Source organism: Dechloromonas aromatica RCB, from assembly GCF_000012425.1.
Window position 1 is genome coordinate 231,790 of the sequence record NC_007298.1, and the last position, 19,592, is coordinate 251,381.

Annotated in this window: 11 protein-coding genes; 8 read left to right on the forward strand and 3 right to left on the reverse strand. The window is 58.8% G+C overall.

What is annotated here, in order from left to right; all coding sequences use genetic code 11:
• Positions 1-49: 49 nt before the first annotated feature.
• The 8 genes from DARO_RS22070 to fusA all read left to right on the forward strand — a co-directional run bounded on the left by DARO_RS22070 (position 50) and on the right by fusA (position 12,682).
• The gene (locus tag DARO_RS22070) at positions 50-568 is read left to right on the forward strand and encodes a shikimate kinase (protein WP_011285984.1); all 519 of its coding nucleotides are present in this window, start codon (positions 50-52) and stop codon (positions 566-568) included.
• A complete protein-coding gene (gene aroB, locus DARO_RS01160; RefSeq protein ID WP_011285985.1) occupies positions 565-1,659 on the forward strand; it encodes a 3-dehydroquinate synthase in 1,095 nt (364 codons plus the stop codon). The genes DARO_RS22070 and aroB overlap by 4 nt, the downstream gene beginning before the upstream one ends.
• A 187-nt stretch (positions 1,660-1,846) precedes the next feature.
• Entirely contained in the window at positions 1,847-6,481 is a 4,635-nt protein-coding gene (locus tag DARO_RS01165; protein WP_011285986.1) for a glutamate synthase subunit alpha, read from the forward strand.
• Complete coding sequence (locus DARO_RS01170; RefSeq protein WP_011285987.1) at positions 6,481-7,947, forward strand: glutamate synthase subunit beta; 1,467 nt, start codon at positions 6,481-6,483, stop codon at positions 7,945-7,947. Before DARO_RS01165 ends, DARO_RS01170 begins: the two co-directional genes overlap by 1 nt.
• A gap of 190 nt (positions 7,948-8,137) precedes the next feature.
• Positions 8,138-8,872 (forward strand): YEATS-associated helix-containing protein, encoded by a 735-nt coding sequence (locus tag DARO_RS01175; protein WP_011285988.1) that lies wholly within the window; start codon positions 8,138-8,140, stop codon positions 8,870-8,872.
• Between the two features lie 40 nt (positions 8,873-8,912).
• Entirely contained in the window at positions 8,913-10,271 is a 1,359-nt protein-coding gene (gene glmU, locus DARO_RS01180; RefSeq protein WP_011285989.1) for a bifunctional UDP-N-acetylglucosamine diphosphorylase/glucosamine-1-phosphate N-acetyltransferase GlmU, read from the forward strand.
• A complete protein-coding gene (locus DARO_RS01185; RefSeq protein WP_011285990.1) occupies positions 10,271-10,594 on the forward strand; it encodes a hypothetical protein in 324 nt (107 codons plus the stop codon). Before glmU ends, DARO_RS01185 begins: the two co-directional genes overlap by 1 nt.
• A 36-nt stretch (positions 10,595-10,630) precedes the next feature.
• Entirely contained in the window at positions 10,631-12,682 is a 2,052-nt protein-coding gene (gene fusA, locus DARO_RS01190) for an elongation factor G (protein ID WP_011285991.1), read from the forward strand.
• 101 nt (positions 12,683-12,783) lie between these two features.
• Here the strand turns inward: fusA and DARO_RS21440 are convergent, their stop codons facing one another.
• The 3 genes from DARO_RS21440 to DARO_RS01205 all read right to left on the reverse strand — a co-directional run bounded on the left by DARO_RS21440 (position 12,784) and on the right by DARO_RS01205 (position 19,500).
• A complete protein-coding gene (locus DARO_RS21440) occupies positions 12,784-16,428 on the reverse strand; it encodes a response regulator (protein ID WP_011285992.1) in 3,645 nt (1,214 codons plus the stop codon).
• A gap of 322 nt (positions 16,429-16,750) precedes the next feature.
• A complete protein-coding gene (locus tag DARO_RS01200) occupies positions 16,751-17,482 on the reverse strand; it encodes a response regulator transcription factor (protein WP_011285993.1) in 732 nt (243 codons plus the stop codon).
• Positions 17,479-19,500, reverse strand: a complete 2,022-nt coding sequence (locus DARO_RS01205) for a PAS-domain containing protein (protein WP_011285994.1) — start codon at positions 19,498-19,500, stop codon at positions 17,479-17,481. The genes DARO_RS01200 and DARO_RS01205 overlap by 4 nt, the downstream gene beginning before the upstream one ends.
• Positions 19,501-19,592: the final 92 nt, after the last annotated feature.

Consider the following 19,592-nt stretch of genomic DNA (forward strand, 5'->3'; position numbering starts at 1 on the left):
TGCCGGCCCTTTTTTTGTGTCAACTCAAGACTCAGCTAAAATCACGACCGTGGAACATCGTCGAAACATATATCTTGTCGGTCTGATGGGGGCAGGTAAAACTACTGTCGGGCGCCAACTGGCGAGGCGACTCTCCCGCCCATTTTTCGATACCGATCATGAGATCGTTGAACGAACGGGCGTGCCGATCCCGACAATTTTCGAAATTGAGGGGGAAGAGGGATTCCGGCGCCGAGAAGCGCAGACGATTTATGATCTTACGGCCGAGAATAATATTGTTTTGGCAACTGGCGGCGGCGTGGTGATCAACCCTGAGAATCGTCGGCGATTGCACGATACCGGCTGGGTTGTATATCTGAATGTATCGCCGGTGTTGTTGTATGAACGTACACGCCATGATCGAAACCGCCCTCTGCTTCGCGTCGAAGACCCTTTGGCAAAGTTGGAGGAACTTCATTCGATCCGGGACCCTCTGTATCGGGAGGTGGCTCACATTGTGGTTGATGGCTCCCATTTGGTTGCCTCGGGCATCGTTCAGTATCTGTTGAGGGAGTTCAACCGTTTATGAAAACCGTGACTCAAACGCTCAATGTTGCGTTGGGTGAGCGTTCTTATCCAATACATATCGGAACGGATGTCTTGTCCCGGCCGGAATTGATTCTGCCCTTTCTCTCCCAGAAAAGAGTGGTTGTGGTAACTAACACGAGTGTCGCGCCGCTCTATCTCGACGAGCTTCGTTCCGGGTTGGAAAAATGCGGAATAGAAACACTACCGGTTGTGCTGCCTGACGGAGAGCAGTACAAGACGTGGGAAACGCTTAATCTGATCTTTGACGCTTTGCTTGCCGCCAGGTGCGAGCGTAACACCACGTTGATTGCTCTTGGTGGTGGGGTTATCGGTGATATGGGCGGATTTGCTGCGGCTTGCTATCAGCGAGGAATGCCATTTATTCAGGTTCCAACCACGCTTTTGTCACAAGTGGATTCTTCGGTGGGCGGCAAGACCGCTATTAATCATCCGATGGGCAAAAACATGGTCGGTGCGTTCTATCAGCCCAGGCTTGTACTGGCCGATCTGTCGACGCTCGATACTTTGCCTGACCGGGAATTGAAAGCCGGTCTGGCTGAAGTCATCAAATATGGTCTGATTCGCGATCCGGATTTCTTTGTGTGGCTGGAAGCTAACCTGGAAAAATTACTGGTCCGGGATAAGTCTGCCTTGGCCTACGCGGTACATCGCTCTTGTGCCAATAAGGCGGAGGTTGTTGCAGCCGACGAGCGTGAGAGTGGCGAGCGCGCTTTGCTGAATCTGGGGCATACCTTTGGTCATGCCATTGAGACCGGATTGGGCTACGGCGAGTGGTTGCATGGCGAGGCTGTTGCTGCCGGCACATTAATTGCTGCTGAACTGTCTTGCCGGTTGGGCTGGATTGATGCTGATTCGGTGGCGCGGATAGAAAAAATTTTCGTCCGCTCGGGTCTGCCGGTAAAGGCTCCTGATCTTGGCGCTGCTCGTTATCTCGAACTGATGAGCCACGACAAGAAGGTGCAGGATGGAAAATTGCGCCTGGTTCTGCTTCGGGAGATCGGCAAGGCGGTGGTTTCAGATGCGGCCACGACGGCGCAGATGGTTGATGCAATTGAGGCGCGATGCACCTAAACTGGGAAAACGTGACCGTTGAGGGGCGGGATTGGTGCGTCGCAGCATCTTGAATTGACAGGGGTTTACCAGTATATTTGATGGTTGCCTCTAATTTTCGTACAGGCCGCAGCGTTAAATATGACGTTCGGCTTTTTTCATCATTGGCCTTTATTCACCGGCCAAGTTATTTGAAGGAACGCGTGTGATGGAACCGGCAGTACCTGAGCGGCAGGGTTTGTACGACCCAGCCAACGAGCACGACGCTTGCGGCGTGGGCTTTGTTGCCCACTTTAAAGGCCAGAAAAGTCATAGCATCGTCGAGCAGGGTTTGTTGATCCTGAAGAATCTGGATCACCGCGGTGCCGTTGGTGCCGATCCTTTGCAAGGTGACGGTGCCGGTATTCTGATTCAGATTCCGGATCAGTTCTATCGCGAGGAGATGGCCAAGCAGGGCGTTGAGCTGCCGCCAAATGGCGAATACGGTGTCGGCATGGTTTTCCTGCCGCAGGAAGCCGCTTCGCGCCACGCCTGCGTCGAAGAGATTGAGCGTTCCGTCAAGGCTGAGGGGCAAGTCGTTCTCGGCTGGCGCGATGTGCCGGTCAACGCCGACATGCCAATGTCGCCGACCGTCAAGGCCAAGGAACCGGTGATTCGCCAGATCTTCGTTGGTCGTGGTCCGGACGTCTTCGTGACCGACGCGCTCGAACGCAAGCTGTACATCATTCGCCGTCGTGCCGCCAACGCCATCAAATCGCTGAAGCTGAAGCATGGCCAGGAATTCTATGTGCCGTCTTTCTCGGCGCGCACGGTCAACTACAAAGGTTTGCTGCTGGCCGACCAAGTCGGTGTGTACTACGCCGACTTGCAGGACAAGCGCACTGTTTCCGCGCTTGCGCTTGTGCACCAGCGATTCTCGACCAATACATTCCCGACTTGGGACTTGGCACACCCGTTCCGCTATATCGCCCACAATGGCGAAATCAATACGGTCCGCGGTAACGTCAATTGGTTCAAGGCTCGTGAACAGGCGATTTCCTCGCCGATTCTCGGTGATGACCTGAAGAAGGTCTGGCCGCTGCATTACCCAGGCCAGTCTGACTCTGCTTCTTTCGACAATGCGCTCGAATTGCTGGTCATGGGCGGCGGCTACTCGCTGGCCCAAGCCGTCATGCTGATGATTCCGGAAGCCTGGGAAAAGCACACGACGATGGACGAAAACCGTCGTGCCTTCTACGAATATCACGCTGCGATGATGGAGCCGTGGGACGGCCCCGCCGCCGTGGCCTTCACCGATGGCCGTCAGATTGGCGCGACGCTGGATCGTAACGGTCTGCGTCCGGCCCGCTACCTGGTGACCGACGATGACCTCGTCGTCATGGCTTCCGAATCCGGCGTGCTGCCGATTCCGGAAAAGAAGATTGTCAAGAAGTGGCGCCTGCAACCGGGCAAGATGTTCCTGATCGACATGGAGCAGGGCCGCATCATCGATGACCAGGAGTTGAAGAACTCGCTGGCCAACGCCAAGCCTTACCGCGAGTGGATCGAAAAGATTCGCATCAAGCTCGACGAAGTGCCGGCCGCTGCCGAAAAGTGTGCCGAGTCCGCTGCTTCCCTGCTCGATCGTCAGCAAGCCTTTGGTTACACGCAGGAAGACGTCAAGGTCATTCTTGAGCCGATGGTGCAGAACGGCGAAGAGGCGACTGGTTCGATGGGTACCGATTCGGCTTTGCCGGTCCTGTCCAGCAAGAACAAGACGCTCTACACCTATTTCAAGCAGTTGTTTGCCCAGGTGACCAACCCGCCGATCGATCCGATCCGCGAAGAGCTGGTCATGTCCCTGGTGTCCTTCATCGGTCCGAAGCCGAACCTGCTGAATACCAACGACATCAACCCGCCGATCCGTCTTGAAGTGTCGCAACCGGTCCTGTCCTTCGCCGACATGGAAAAGCTGCGCAACATCGAGAAGTACACGTCCGGCAAGTTCCGCTCTCTCGAACTGGATATCTGCTACCCGGTCGCCTGGGGCAAGGACGGCATTGAAGCGCGTCTGGCTTCGCTGGCGGCGGATGCCGAGGATGCTGTTCGCTCTGGTGCCAATATCCTGATCGTCTCCGATCGCAAGGTTGATGCCGGGCATGTCGCCATTCCGGCGCTGCTCGCGACTTCCGCGATTCATCAGCATCTGGTCAAGAAGGGCCTGCGCACCAGCGCCGGTTTGGTTGTCGAGACCGGTTCGGCCCGCGAGACGCATCACTTTGCCTTGCTGGGTGGTTACGGCGCCGAAGCGGTTCACCCGTATCTGGCCCTCGAAACCATCGAAAGTTTCGCCAAGGGCGATGCCGAGAAAGCCGAGAAGTTCACCAAGAACTTCATCAAGGCAATTGGCAAGGGCCTGAACAAGGTCATGTCCAAGATGGGCATTTCGACCTACATGTCCTATACCGGTGCCCAGATTTTCGAAGCAATCGGTCTGCAGAAGGCATTTGTCGAAAAGTACTTCACCGGGACGCCGTCCAATATCGAAGGTATTGGGGTTTTCGAGGTGGCTGAAGAGTCCATTCGTCTGCACGACGAAGCGTTTTCCTCGGACCCCGTGCTGGCCAACATGCTGGACGCCGGTGGCGAATACGCTTACCGTATCCGTGGTGAAGAGCACGTGTGGACCCCGGACTCCATCGCCAAGCTGCAGCATTCGACCCGCTCCGGCAAGTACGAGACGTACAAGGAGTACGCCAAGCTGATCAACGATCAGACCAAGCGTCATCTGACCTTGCGCGGCCTGTTCGAATTCAAGCCGCAAGGCACGGCAATTCCGCTGGAAGAAGTCGAGCCGGCCAAGGAAATCGTCAAGCGTTTTGCCACGGGCGCCATGTCGCTCGGTTCGATCTCGACCGAAGCGCACACCACGCTGGCAATTGCCATGAACCGGATCGGCGGCAAGTCGAATACCGGCGAAGGTGGCGAGGATGCCAAGCGTTTCCTGCCGCTGAAAGCCGGTCAGAAACTGTCCGAAGTCATCGGTGCCTCGCGTATCGAGCGCGACTATGAATTCAAGGACGGTGATTCACTGCGTTCGGCGATCAAGCAGGTGGCCTCCGGTCGTTTCGGCGTTACTGCCGAGTATCTGGTCAATGCTGACCAGATCCAGATCAAGATGGCCCAGGGCGCCAAGCCAGGTGAAGGTGGTCAGCTGCCAGGTCACAAGGTGTCCGAGTACATTGGCTTCCTGCGTCACTCCGTACCGGGCGTCGGCCTGATTTCACCGCCACCGCACCACGACATCTACTCGATTGAGGATCTGGCACAGCTGATTCACGACCTGAAGAACGCCAACTCGCGTGCTTCGATCTCCGTCAAGCTGGTTTCCGAAGTCGGAGTTGGTACCGTGGCTGCCGGTGTGGCCAAGGCCAAGGCTGACCACGTCGTGATCGCCGGTTTCGACGGCGGCACGGGTGCTTCGCCGCAATCTTCGATCAAGCATGCCGGTACGCCGTGGGAACTCGGCCTGTCCGAGACGCAGCAGACGTTGGTGCTGAACCGTCTGCGTTCGCGCATTCGTGTTCAGGTCGATGGTCAGATGAAGACCGGTCGCGACGTCGTCGTCGGTGCGCTGCTTGGCGCCGACGAGTTCGGCTTCGCCACCGCACCGCTGGTGGTCGAAGGCTGCATCATGATGCGCAAGTGCCATCTGAATACCTGCCCGGTTGGCGTCGCCACCCAGGATCCGGTGCTCCGTCAGCGCTTCTCCGGCCAGCCGGAGCACGTGGTCAACTTCTTCTTCTTCGTCGCCGAAGAAGTACGGGAAATCATGGCTCAGCTGGGTATCCGCAAGTTTGACGATCTGGTCGGTCGTGCCGATCTGCTCGACACCCGCGCCGGTATCGAGCACTGGAAGGCCAAGGGCCTGGACTTCTCCAAAGTGTTCTATCAGCCGAGCGTTCCGGCCGAAGTTTCGCGCCGTCATACCGAGACTCAGGATCACGGTCTGGAAAAGGCGCTTGATCACAAGTTGATCGAGCAGGCCAAGCCGGCCCTCGAAAAGGGCCAGAAGGTCCAGATCGAGACCAAGATCATCAACGTGAACCGCACCTGCGGCACCATGCTGTCAGGTGAGGTTGCCCGCCGCTATGGCAATGACGGCCTGCCGGACGACACCATTCACGTCAAGCTGACCGGTACTGCCGGCCAGGCCTTCGGTGCTTTCCTGGCCAAGGGCGTGACGCTGGAATTGACCGGCGAAGGCAATGACTACGTTGGCAAGGGCTTGTCGGGCGGTCGTCTGATCATCAAGCCGAGCCCCGATTTCCGTGGCGATACGCAGCAGAACATCATTTGCGGCAATACCGTCATGTACGGTGCAACCGATGGCGAAGCCTACCTGGCTGGCGTCGGTGGCGAGCGCTTCTGCGTCCGCAACTCCGGTGCCACGGCGGTTGTCGAAGGCGTCGGCGACCATGGCTGCGAATACATGACCGGCGGTACGGTCGCGGTGCTGGGTATGACCGGACGCAACTTTGCGGCCGGTATGTCGGGCGGCATTGCCTACGTGCTGGACGAGGATGGCAGCTTCAAGAACCGTTGCAACCTGGCTCAGGTGGCTCTGGAGAAAGTGTTGCCAGCAACGCGTCAAGCGGCCAGTGAGCCGCTGCACCGTGGTATCGCCGACGAAACGCAACTCAAGGAACTGGTGACTCGTCACGCCGAATTTACCGGCAGCGCGACCGCCAAGGCCATCCTGGCCAACTGGGATGCCTGCCGCGAGAAGTTTGTCAAAGTCTATCCGCACGAGTACAAGCGCGCCCTCACCGAGATGGCTGCTGCACAGAAGGAGGCCGCATAATGGGCAAGCCGACTGGATTCATGGAGTTCGAGCGTCTCAACGAGAGCTACGACCCGGTTGAACAACGCCTGAAGCATTACAAGGAGTTCGTGCATACGCTGAACGACGAGGATGCAAAGATTCAGGGCGCCCGCTGCATGGACTGTGGCATTCCGTTCTGCAACAACGGCTGCCCGGTGAACAACATCATTCCGGACTGGAATGACCTGGTTTACCGCGGTAACTGGAAGCAGGCGCTGGATGTGCTGCACTCCACCAACAACTTCCCGGATTTCACTGGCCGCATCTGTCCGGCGCCCTGCGAAGCTGCTTGTACGCTGGGCATCAACGCAGCACCGGTCGGTATCAAGTCGATTGAGCATTTCATCATCGACAAGGGCTGGGAATCTGGCTGGGTCGTGCCGCAGCCGCCGAAAGCCAAGACCGGCAAGAAGGTTGCCGTCGTGGGTTCCGGCCCGGCGGGTCTGGCAGCCGCTCAGCAACTGGCGCGTGTTGGTCATGATGTGACGGTTTTCGAGAAGAGCGACCGCATCGGCGGCTTGCTCGGTTACGGCATTCCTGACTTCAAGCTGGAAAAGACGGTGATTGATCGCCGTGTTGCCCAGATGGAAGCCGAAGGCGTTACCTTCAAGACGAAGGTCGTGGTTGGCGACAAGGCCGTGCCGGCCGGCATCAACAACGACGCGATCGAGTTCGTTTCAGCTGACCAGTTGAAGAAGGATTTCGATGCGGTGATTCTGGCTGCAGGTTCCGAAGTGCCGCGCGATCTGCCGGTGCCGGGCCGTGAGCTGAAGGGCATCTACGCTGCGCTGGAATTCCTGATTCCGCAGAACAAGGAAGTCCAGCAGGGCAAGGCCAACCCGATCAACGTCAAGGGCAAGCACGTCATCGTTATCGGTGGCGGCGACACTGGCTCTGACTGTGTCGGAACCTCAAACCGCCATGGTGCTGCCTCAGTCACCCAGTTCGAACTGATGCCGATGCCGCCGGAAGAAGAGAACAAGGCGCTGACTTGGCCATACTGGCCGTACAAGTTGCGTACCTCTTCTTCGCACGACGAAGGCTGCAGCCGTGACTTTGCTGTTGCGACCAAGGGTTTTATCGATGATGGCAAGGGTAACGTCAAGGCGCTGAAGGCCGTTCGTCTGGACTGGAAGGACGGCAAGATGAGCGAAGTTGCCGGTTCGGAATTCGAGCTGCCGTGCGACAACGCCTTCCTGGCCATGGGCTTCACCAATCCGGTTGGCGGTCTGCTGGATGCCTTTGGCGTCGAGAAGGATGCGCGCCAGAATGCCAAGGCAACGACCGATGGCGAGGGTTGCTACAAGACCAACGTCGACAAGGTTTACGCCGCTGGTGACGTGCGCCGCGGCCAGTCGCTGGTGGTTTGGGCAATTCGCGAAGGTCGTCAGGCGGCTCGTGAGGTCGACGCATTCCTGATGGGTTCGACGACGCTGCCGCGTTAAGCCGAAGCAGGTCCCGAAAAGCCCCGCCATCTGAAAAGATCGCGGGGCTTTTTATTGCTGGTTGACGATGTCGGAGCGCGATGGCCAAAGGCGGACTGTGATCGTGTGAAAACTTCGGCTGTCCGGGCTGACAGACTTCGACAGCCCGCTACAATCGTGTGAAAATGATGAACAAACATAAGGGGGATACATGTCGGCTGAACTGCAACCTGCCCTGCAGGTGACGGCTCCAAGTGGAGCGCTTGACGGGCACATGCTGCTCATTCTGGCCATCATGGTCGTGGCCGGCATTTTGGGCGGTGCCGCGAATTATTTCCTGGCTGACCGCCATGGCGAACCGGCACGCCGCGACTGGCTGAAATATCCGGTTTTCGGTGTCGTGGCGGCACTGACCGTGCCACTCTTCCTGAACATGATTTCCAGCACCCTGCTTGAGGGCGCGCGGACGAAACCGATTGATTTCTACGTTTTTGCCGGCTTTTGCCTGATTTACGTGGTGGCCTCTCGTCGCCTATTCGAAAACATGGTGCAACTGCTGATGGGGCAGATAGATCAGGTTCGTCGCGATGTTGGTCAAATCAAGCAGCAGAGGCGAGACGAGCCGATCATGGCGCCGACCAGGTTTGAGGCAGAGCCAGCCAAGGTGGCGGAACCCGATCCCAAGGAAGTCCTTTCCTACAATGACGTGGAAATTCTGCGCGCCTTGTCCGAAGAGAGTTTTGTTTACGGCAACCTTGCCGCCATCTGTGACAGCACCGGACTGGCCAGGGATTTTGTCAGTCAGCGATTGACGGTCATGAAGGCGCTGGGGGTTATCGAAACACGGATCAACGACAAGAATGTCCTGCACTGGTTTGTTTCGGCTCGCGGCAAGGCGGTGCTGGGCGACATCCTGGGCGGACAGGAACAGAAGAAGACCGCATGAATTTCGCCGGTGCTTGCCGGCCATTATCCGAAGAAAAAACATGAACATCGTTATTCTCGCTGCCGGTCAAGGCAAGCGCATGCATTCCAACCTCCCCAAAGTGTTGCATCCGATCGCTGGCAAGCCGCTGGCCCAGCATGTGATCGATACGGCGCGCCAGTTGTCACCGGAAAAGCTGATTGTGGTCTATGGTCATGGCGGCGAAGTGGTTCGCTCCACGCTGGCTGCCCCTGATCTTTCCTGGGCCGAGCAGGCACAGCAACTGGGCACCGGCCATGCGGTGGCGCAGGCCTTGTCCGAATTGGGTAGTGCCGCCCAGACGCTGGTACTTTACGGCGATGTGCCGTTGACCACGGTGGCGACACTGAAACGTCTGCTGCAGGCAGGCAAGGATGCCTTGTCGGTGCTGACCGTCGATCTTGCCAATCCGAGCGGCTATGGCCGTATCGTGCGCGATGGCGCCGGCAACATGATCAGCATCGTCGAGGAAAAGGATGCGAGTGCCGAGCAGAAGGCGATTCGAGAAGTGAACACCGGGATCATGGCCGTGCCGACGGCCCGTCTCGCCGACTGGTTGGGCAAGTTGAAGAATGACAATGCGCAGGGCGAGTATTACCTGACCGACATCATCGCGCTGGCGGTGGCCGAGGGCATGCCTGTGCGCACGGCGCAGCCGGAGGGCGAATGGGAAGTGCTCGGCGTCAATAGCAAGGTCCAGTTGGCCGAACTGGAGCGCCAGCATCAGCTCAATCTGGCCGGTGAGTTACTGGTCGCTGGCGTCAGACTGGCCGATCCGGCCCGTATCGATATCCGCGGCGAACTGACGCACGGTCGCGATGTGGCGATCGATGTCGGTTGCGTCTTCGAAGGCAAGGTTGAACTGGCTGACGCTGTCGAGGTCGGTCCTTACTGCGTGCTGAAGAACGTCAAGGTTGGCGCCGGAACGAGGATTGCGGCGTTTTGCCATTTCGAGGATGCGGTCATTGGTCCGGATGGCGTGCTCGGTCCTTATGCCCGCCTGCGGCCGGGTACCGAACTTGGCCCGGAAGTGCACATCGGCAACTTCGTCGAGGTCAAGAAGAGCATCATCGGTGCCCAGTCCAAGGCGAACCATCTGGCCTATATCGGCGATGCCGAGATCGGTCAGCGTGTCAATGTTGGTGCCGGGACCATTACCTGTAATTACGATGGGGCCAACAAGTTCAAGACCGTTATCGAAGACGATGTCTTCATTGGTTCCGATACCCAACTGGTCGCTCCTGTTACTGTGGGTCGCGGGGCAACGCTGGGGGCTGGCACGACGCTGACCAAGGATGCCCCGCCCGATGCCTTGACCTTCTCGCGCCCCAGGCAGATGACACTGCCGGGTTGGGAGCGTCCGAAAAAGGTGAAGAAATAATGGATTGGGGATTTACTGCCTTTGCCATCGGCTCGACGCTATCGCTGGCGGCGGGCGGGTTGCTCCTGCTCGTTGGCTACATTGGTACCTTGCCAGCCTCCTTCAGTTTCGGCTGGAAGACCGGTTTGCCCGTATTGCTGCTGCCAGTGATCGGCCCGGTCTGGTTTGCTTTGAGCCGCGGGGCCGAGTTCCGTCGTCCGGCGATTCAGCTGATCGTCGGCGTTGCGCTGCTGGCGCTGGCGACCGCCCTGATCATGGGGCTGGGTCCGTACTTTGCCGACAAGCTGGTTGGCGAAATGGTTGAGGCGGCCAAGAACCGCTGATTCGCCGTTGATTTTTATTTGTTCAGGGAGAAAAAGATGTCCAGATACACAACTGATTCCCTTCGTTCTGTCGCCCTGGTCGGTCACGGTGCTGCCGGCAAGACCAGCCTGGCCGAGGCCTTGCTGTTTGCTACCGGAGCAATCGCTGCCAAGGGCAGTGTCGACAAGGGCAGTACCGTTGCCGACTTCGATGCCCAAGAAAAGGAAGCCGGCCATTCCCTGACTTCTGCCGTGGTCAATTTCGGCTACGAGGACACGCACGTTCACCTGATCGATACCCCGGGTTACCCGGACTTCTCCGGGCAGGCGATTGCCGCGTTGGCTGGCGTCGATACGGCGCTGATCGTGGTCAACGCGCAGACCGGTGTCGAATTGATGACCGAGCGCATGATGCGCTACGCTGCCGACCGCAAGCTGTGCCGGATGATCGTCATCAACAAGATTGATGCCGATAACCTCGATTTGCCCGGCCTGGTCGCGGATATCCGTGAGCGTTTCGGCAAGCAATGCATGCTGCTCGATCTGCCCGCGCATGGCGCCGCCGATGTCGTGGAGGTGCTGGAGCACGAGGCTGGCGATGCCGATTTCGAATCCGTCGCCGCCGCTCACCGCGCGCTGATCGACCAGGTCGTCGAGGAAGACGAGAACCTGCTCGCCCAATACCTCGAAGATGGTGCCGATCCGAGTAGCGCTGCCTTGCATGCGCCGTTCGAGAAGGCGCTGCGCGAAGGGCATCTGATCCCTATCCTGTTCACCTCGGCCAAGACGGGCGCCGGTATCAAGGAATTGCTGCATGTGCTGGCCTCGCTGGCGCCGAACCCGGCTGAAGGCAACCCGCCGCCGTTCTACAAGGGCGAACCGGGCGACGTGACCGAGCCCTTCCATGCCGAGCCGGATGCCGCCAAGCATGTGCTGGCCCACGTTTTCAAGATCGTGGCCGATCCCTACATGGGCAAGATCGGGGTCTTCCGCGTGCATCAGGGAACGATGAAAAAGGACATGCAGCTCTTCGTCGGCGACAGCAAGCGCCCATTCAAGGTCGCGCACCTGTACCAGTTGCAGGGCAAGGACAGCGTCGAGGTCGATGAACTGCTGCCGGGCGATATTGGCGCCATCGCCAAGGTCGATGAAATCGATTTCGACTGCGTGCTGCACGACTCGCACGATGAGGACCATATTCATCTGGTGCCACTCGAATTTCCGAAGCCGATGGCTGGTCTGGCGGTCGAAACCAAGAAGAAGGGCGACGAGCAGCGTTTGTTCGAAACGCTGGCCAAGCTGGCCATGGAAGATCCGACCTTCGTCGTCGAGCGTCATCCGACCAGCAACGAAACCGTGATTCGTGGTCTGGGCGAAATCCATCTGAAAGCCAAGCTGGCGCGCATGTCTGGTCAGTACAAGCTGGAAGTCGATACCAAGCCGCCGCGCATTCCTTACTGCGAAACCATTACCGGCTCCGCCGAGGCGATGTACCGCCACAAGAAGCAGTCCGGTGGCGCCGGGCAGTTCGGCGAAGTGCATCTGCGCATCGAGCCGAAAGGCCGGGGCGAGGGCTTCGAGTTTGTCGATGCGGTCAAGGGCGGCGTCATCCCCGGTGTCTTCATGGCGGCGGTCGAAAAGGGCATTCGTCAGGGCCTGGAAGGTGGCGTGGTAGCGGGTTACGCAGTTGATGACCTGAAAGTGACGGTATTCGATGGCAAGACCCACGCCGTTGACGGCAAGGAAGTCGCCTTCGTGGTGGCCGGGCGCAAGGCGGTGATTGAAGCCATTCGCGCCGCCAAGCCGATTGTTCTGGAGCCCATCGTCAATATTGAGATCGTGGTTCCGGAGAACGCGATCGGCGATCTGACCGGCGATCTTTCGGGGCGTCGCGGCCATATTACCGGCACCGATGGCCGTGGTCATGGGCTGGCGGCGATCAGTGGCGAAGTGCCGCTGGCTGAGTTGAACGACTACCAGTCACGCCTGAAGTCGCTGACCGGCGGCCAGGGCAGCTACACCATCGAGTTCGCACGCTACGCTGCCGTGCCGCCGAACATCCAGCAGCAGTTGGCGAGCAAGTTCCAGTTGCACGACGAAGACGAATGATCCTGTTGCTCGGGCGAGTTTTCCCGGGCGCGACGTAGGTAGCAAAAGGGGCTGATTTTCAGCCCCTTTTTTCTTCGGTGATTGGCCGAGAGAACGCCGTGCTAAGCAATATTGAATGCCGACTTGACCCCGTCGAGGACGCGGTTCAGTTCTTTCTCGAAGCGCTCCAGGTCCGCTGAGATATCAGGGCTGCCCGTCGTGATGGCCTGTTCCAGTTCTGCTGCAATGGCGGCCAGCGTATTGGCGCCTATCATGCCGCCGGTGCCCTTCAGGCTATGTGCGCCGCGGGCGGCGCTGACCGTTTCTTCTGAAGCCAGTGCGGAGCGTATGCGATCAGCCTCGCCGATGAAGCGGGTATGGAAGTCGCGCAGCACTTTTTCGTACAAGGCTGGCCGATTGAGCATGCGGTGCAGGCCGGCCGTCACATCTATGCCGGGAATGTCCGGAATCTGGATCGGCTTCACCGCCTGGAGCGGAGCGGGAGCGGTTGTTTCAGCCCTGACCGGCGTTGGTCGCCAGCGCTGGATCACATTGATCAGGTTGGCTGGCTCTATGGGTTTGGTCAGGAAGTCGTTCATACCCGAGGCGGCGGCGCGTTGTCGTTCTTCTTCAAGGGCGTGCGCGGTCAGGGCGATAATCGGAATGTTGGCGCGTTTCTGCCCGGTCCGGATGCGGTGGGTGGCTTCCAGGCCGTCCATTTCCGGCATCTGGATATCCATCAGGATCAGGTCGATGTCGTCGCCCGCTGCAGCAAGCTGCTCGATGGCCTGTTCGCCATTGTCTGCCATCTCGACAGTGGCGCCCAGTGATTCGAGCAGGTCGCGCATGATCAACTGGTTGGTCGGCACGTCTTCGGCGACCAGAATGCGCAAGCCGGAGAGTGGTGCGGCAGGGACCGGAAGCAGTGTGGCTGGTCGCCGGGGTGGTGCGTCGTCTTCCAGATGGGCCAGCACTTCGCCGATCCGCGCGGCGGTGACCGGTTTTTCAACAATGGCGTCAAAATCTCCCAGAGCATGGCGATAACGGGAGCTGTGTACGTTTTCTCCGGTGACCATGATCAGCTTTGTCGATTGCCCTCGTTCAGAGCGGATGTGCTGGGCTAGAGCCAGGCCGTCCATATCCGGCATGTTCAGATCGACCATGATGCAGTCGAACGATGTCATGGCCGATGCATGAAGCGCGGCGAGGGCTGCTTCTCCAGATTCCGCAGCCAGAACGGTGCAGCCATGTTTTTTCAGCAGGCTGCTCAGGACGCTCCTCGCCAGGTTGTTGTCGTCGACGACCAGGACGTGATAGCCGACTTTTCGGAGTACTTCCGGTTTCGTTTCATCGATCCCCAGCCAGACGCGGAACGAGAAAGTGGAGCCAACTTGCGGGACGCTGTGGGCCCAGATGGTGCCACCCATCATTTCGATCAGTCGCTTGCTGATGGCCAAGCCAAGCCCGGTACCGCCAAATTTTCGGGTAACGGAACTATCCGCCTGCGAAAAAGCCCGGAACAGGTTATCAGTTTGTTCGGCCGACATGCCGATGCCGGTATCCTGGATGCGGAACTCGAGTTCAATCCGGTTGTCCTTATTCGATGCGACATCAATGAATACGGTGATCGAACCTTCGGCCGTGAACTTGATGGCGTTGCTGACCAGGTTAATCAGTATCTGCGACAGACGAAGGGCATCGCCACGGAGATTCTGTGTGGCGTCAGGGGCAACGACATATTCGAGGACCAGATTTTTTTCCTGGGCTCGGGTACGGACCAGGCTCGACAGGTTGTCGAGCAAGTCATCGAGTTGGAATGAGCTTTCCTCCAACTGCATTTTACCGGCGTCGATTTTTGAGAAATCCAGCACGTCATTGACGATGGCCAGCAGCAGTTTGCCAGCCCCTTCAATGCGTTTGACGTACTCCATCTCGCGCTCGCCCAATTTGTTCTGCAGCAGCAGATAGGCAAGTCCGATCACGGCGTTCAACGGCGTGCGGATTTCGTGGCTCATGTTGGCCAGGAATTCTGCTCGGGCCCGGGCAAGGCCTTCTGCTTCCTGGCGAGCAAGTTCGCGCATGGCAGAGAGTGTGCGCTCACGTTCGTTGTTGTAGGCCAGGCGGTTGCGCAGGGATTCCAGCCCCTGGACAACCTGGGCCATTTCATCATTGCCACGAACATCGAGCGCGGTGTCGAAATGCCCGGCTGAAATGGCGTGAAATGTGGGTAGTACCTGGCTGTTCAGCGGGTTCAGAATCAACTTGCGGAGCAAAATCAGGATAATGACGAAAATAGTGGTGGCCATGGCCAGTCCTCCAGCGATGACCAGCCAGACGATACGGTCGGACAGGGCGGTGAACTCATCGACGGAAGTGCCACCAGCAACGGTCCACTTGGGCTCATCCAGGGTTTCGAAGATGACCAGTTTCTTTCGGGCAACGACCTCTCCCGCCTCTTCATTTTTCCAGCGGTACGAAATTTCGCCGGTGCCGATTCTGGCCATTTCCTCAATCAGTCCCTTGCCGTTATCCATGCGGAAATTCGCGAGGCCTTGCCCTTCCTTGTAAGGGTGGAGGATCAGAGTGCCGAAATTTGCTCCCGGCGTGGTATCGACAATGTAGTAATAACCGGTTTCACCCACCTGCATCGAGCGTATTTGTCGCTTCAGGGTGTCCAGTTGCTCACCGATGTCGATACCGATGACGGTGGCGCCCACCACTGTCCCTTGGGCATCGAGGATGGGCGTGTAGCGGGTGACATACTGGCGGTTAAAAACCCGGGCCGGACCGACAAAGGTTTGGCCAGCAGACAGCTGCAGATAGGCTGGGTGGTCGGTGGTGAGGTAGGAGCCAACCGGGGAGCCGCCATGGTCGTCAACCGCGGTTGTCATGCGACGCTGGAAGCCCTCTGGGGTCAGGATGAAGATGGTGCCGACACCGCGCAAGTCGTGCAGGAAGATATCAATCGGATTGCCGGGGGAGGCGCTCATTTTCTCGATCATGGCCTCGAGGGACTGGCGACTGGCATTCTTCTGGCCACCGATGGCGGCGTAGACTCGTTTGGCCAGCACCTTGGAGTATTCAACGGCTTCTATATTGGCGCCTTCAACGCGAGCGGAAACTGCCGCACGAAGCAGGCTGACGTCGTGTTTCAGCTGATTTCGGGCATTTTCATCCAGCGTACGGGAGACATGGCTGGCCAGGAAATAAGTGGTCAGGCCAAGAACCAGCGCCGCTGCGGTCAGCGACGCGAGGATGAACTTGATGGCGAGCGGGGCATTGCTGAAAGCGTTGTGCAGGGATCGCCAGGGTTTGCGCTGGCTCGCTGCGCCGTGTTCAAAAATCGGTGCATTGTCGGCATCCTTTTGCATTGCCGCATAGGTCTGTTCAGCCGCCTGAATCTCGCCTCTGCTGGCCTTTCGGCGCATGGACATGTAGCCGGATATTTCATCCTTGTCCCATATTGGGGAAACATGGGCTTCGACCCAGTAGGCATCGCCATTCTTGCAGCGATTTTTGATCAGGCCGATCCAGGGGCGCCCCGCCCTGAGGTCTCGCCACAGATCGGCAAAGACTTCGGGCGGCATGTCAGGATGCCGAATCATATTGTGGGGCTGACCGATGAGTTCCGCCTCGGAGAAGCCACTGATTTCGATGAAGTCGGGATTGACGTAAACGATGCGGCCTTGATTGTCCGTCCGGGAAATGATCAGTTGATCATCCCGTAGTTCGATCTCTTTGCCGCTTACCGCACCGTTATTGCGCATTCGACCCAAATCCGAGAGCGTCCAACCTAGTTTCCAAGGTGGCCGATCAATCAATGATTACAAAAGTGAGCTTCAATTGGGAGGAGGCTCACCCCGTCACAGATAGAACTGACCGTGTTTTTGCTGTCCAGTTTCGTGACAGAAACAAGACTACACAGGTCTGCCGTTGAAGTTAATGCTTCGTGACCCCTATCTTCGAAAGGTCTTGGTTAAATATATCAGAAAACACAAATATATCAATGTTTTATTGCGACAGGGGGCTTCAATACTTTGTCGGGAAAAAGTGCAGACAGAAAACCGAGGAAAGGCGCGTTGCGGGTACTCAGTGCTGGCTAGCGCCGGGTTCACCGGACCAGGAGACCGCGGCCAGAAACAGATAGCCAGCGCCGTAGACCGTCTTGAGAAAAGCCGGGCTTTGCGGATCGGGTTCGAGCTTGCGGCGCAGGCGCGAGATGCGGACATCGATGGCGCGGTCGCTGGGGGCAAGGTCGCGCGATCCCATCAGTTTTTCGCGTTGCAGGATGCGGTTCGGATGGCTGACGAAGACCTTCAGCAATTCGGATTCGGCCGTGCTGAGGGCAAGTTCGTCGCCGTTTGGTGCGGTGAGCCGATTGTTGCTCAGGTTGAAGCGCCAGCCGCCGAACTCGGCAATCTGGCGGGCGGGTGTTTCGCTGCTCTCACGCCGGCGTACGATGCTGCGCACCCGGGCGACCAGTTCGCGCGGCTCGAACGGTTTCAGAACGTAATCGTCAGCCCCGAGTTCAAGGCCCATGACGCGGTCGCTGACGTGGGCCCGTCCGGTCAGGATCAGGATGCCGCAGCCAGACTGGGCGCGTACCCGCTGCATGGCTTCGAGGCCATCCATGTCCGGCAGTCCGAGATCGATAATGCACAAGTCCGGCGCCAGGGTGCGCAGGCGGCGCAGCAGGTCGCCGGCGCTGCGACACCAGCAGGTGCGGAAACCGAAGTCGCCGAGCACCTGCTCAATGATCTTGGCGACATCGGGATCGTCCTCGACAATGGCGATCAGCTTGGCGGATTCGTTGTCTTTCATGGCGTGCCTCGGTGTGCGCTTTGCAGGGCGCGAGCCAGATCCTGGCGGTCGAATGGTTTGGCGAGAATGGGCAGCGCACTGGTGCCATCTGTTTCGGCTTCATCGGTATAACCGCTCATCAGCACGATGCGCATTTCCGGACGCCGGGCCAGCGTTTGTTCCGCCAGTTGCCGGCCATTGAGGCCGCCGGGCATGATTACATCGCTGACGACGACGGCGATATCGTGGATCTGATCGATCATGTCGAGCGCCTGGGAGCCATCTTCTGCCTCGATGACCGGGTGGCCCAGGTCGATCAGTTGCTGGCGAACGACGCGGCGGACATTCGGATCATCCTCGACGAGCAGGACCAGCTCGCCGCCGTGAGGCAGGGCAGCCTCTTCGCCCGGCAGGTCGATGTCCGGTTCCCGGGCAGCCAGCGGCAGCGCCATCAGTACCGAGGTTCCCTGGTCGGGCTGGCTCTGGATCGAAATGCCGCCGCCTGACTGCTTGGCGAAGCCGTAGGCCATGGCTAGGCCAAGGCCGCTGCCCAGCCCGAAGCGCTTGGTCGTGAAGAAGGGTTCGCAGGCACGGGAGAGGGTGGCGGCATCCATGCCGCAACCGTTGTCGGCGACTTCGATCAGCACGTAATGGCCGGGCGAGACATCGAAAGCGGTGGCGTCGGTCGTTAGCTCGACGGCGCGCGCCGCGATGTGCAGTCGGCCACCGTCAGGCATGGCATCGCGCGAGTTCAGGGCAAAGTTGAGCAGGGCGCTTTCCAGCTGTCCCGGATCAACCAGGGCATGGATCGAGGCGCCGGCCAGATCGGTCGACACGGCAATCGATTCTGGTAGCGAGCGACGGACCAGCTTGGCCAGGCTGCCAATCAGGCGGCCAATGTCGACGGCCTGCGGTTCCAGCGGCTGTTGACGCGAGAAGGTGAGCAGGCGCTTGATCAGCTGTACGCCGCGCCGGGCCGATTGCAGGGCCGGTTCGACGAACTCATTGACGCCGGCATCGTCCGGCCGGTGATCCTGCAAGGCAGCCAGGTTGCCGATGATGACGGTCAGCAGGTTGTTGAAGTCGTGGGCCAGGCCGCCGGTCAGTTGGCCGATGGCTTCCATTTTCTGGGCCTGGACCAGCGCGGCCTGCATGCGTTTCTGTTCGGTGATTTCGTGCGAGAAGACAAAGAAACCCAGCGTTTCGCCATCGCTGCTGATTTCCGGAACCAGCGTGCTGCGGGCAAAAACGCTCTGGCCCTGGCGTTCCATCTCGTATTCGTAAGTGACCTGCTGACCGGCCAAGGCCCGGTGCACGAAGTCGCGAACCTGGGCGTAGACCTGCGGGCCGATCACATCGAGTACGCCCCGACCGGTGACCCCGCCTTCCGGATGGCCATACCAGTCCGCATAACCCTTGTTGGCGTACTGGTAAACCTCATGCTGGTCCACGTAGCCGATCAGGATGGGGATGGTGTCGTTGATCAGCCGCAGGCGGGCCTCGCTGCGACCCAGTGCGGCGGCAATGCGGACGTTGTCTTCGTTGGCCAGGCGCAGGTTGGCATTGGCGTTCTCGAGCTGGGCGGTACGCCGGAGCACGCGCTCCTCGAGCTGCATGTTCTGATGTTCGGTCAGGTGCTCGATATAGCGTTGTTCGGTGATATCGCTGTACAGGGTGACCAGCCCCTTGTGCGGCAAGGGTTCGCCGCGCAGCAGCAGGACCCGGCCATTCGGACGCTGGCGCTCGGTGAGGTGGGGGGTGAAATTCCGGGCGGCTGCCACGCGCTCGGTAATCTGGGACTCGATATCGCCGGGACCATACTCGCCGCGTTCGGCGTTGTAACGGATAAAGCTCTCGAAAGGGGCGCCGATGTAGGCCAGCGATTCCGGAAAATCGAGCAGCTTGAGGAAGTTGCGGTTCCAGGCGACCAGCCGCAAATCGGCATCGAATACGGTAATGCCCTGGTCGAGAAGGTCCAGCCCGGCCTGCAACATTTCGTGGCGCGGTGTGGTGGGTGAAGAGGCGTCTTCAAGAAGCATCGGGCGATTCTAGTTCAGGCGGCACGGCTGACTTCATGGTGTAACGATTCGTTACATTCTGCCAATAGTTCAGCAAAAGTATTTTGTCATTC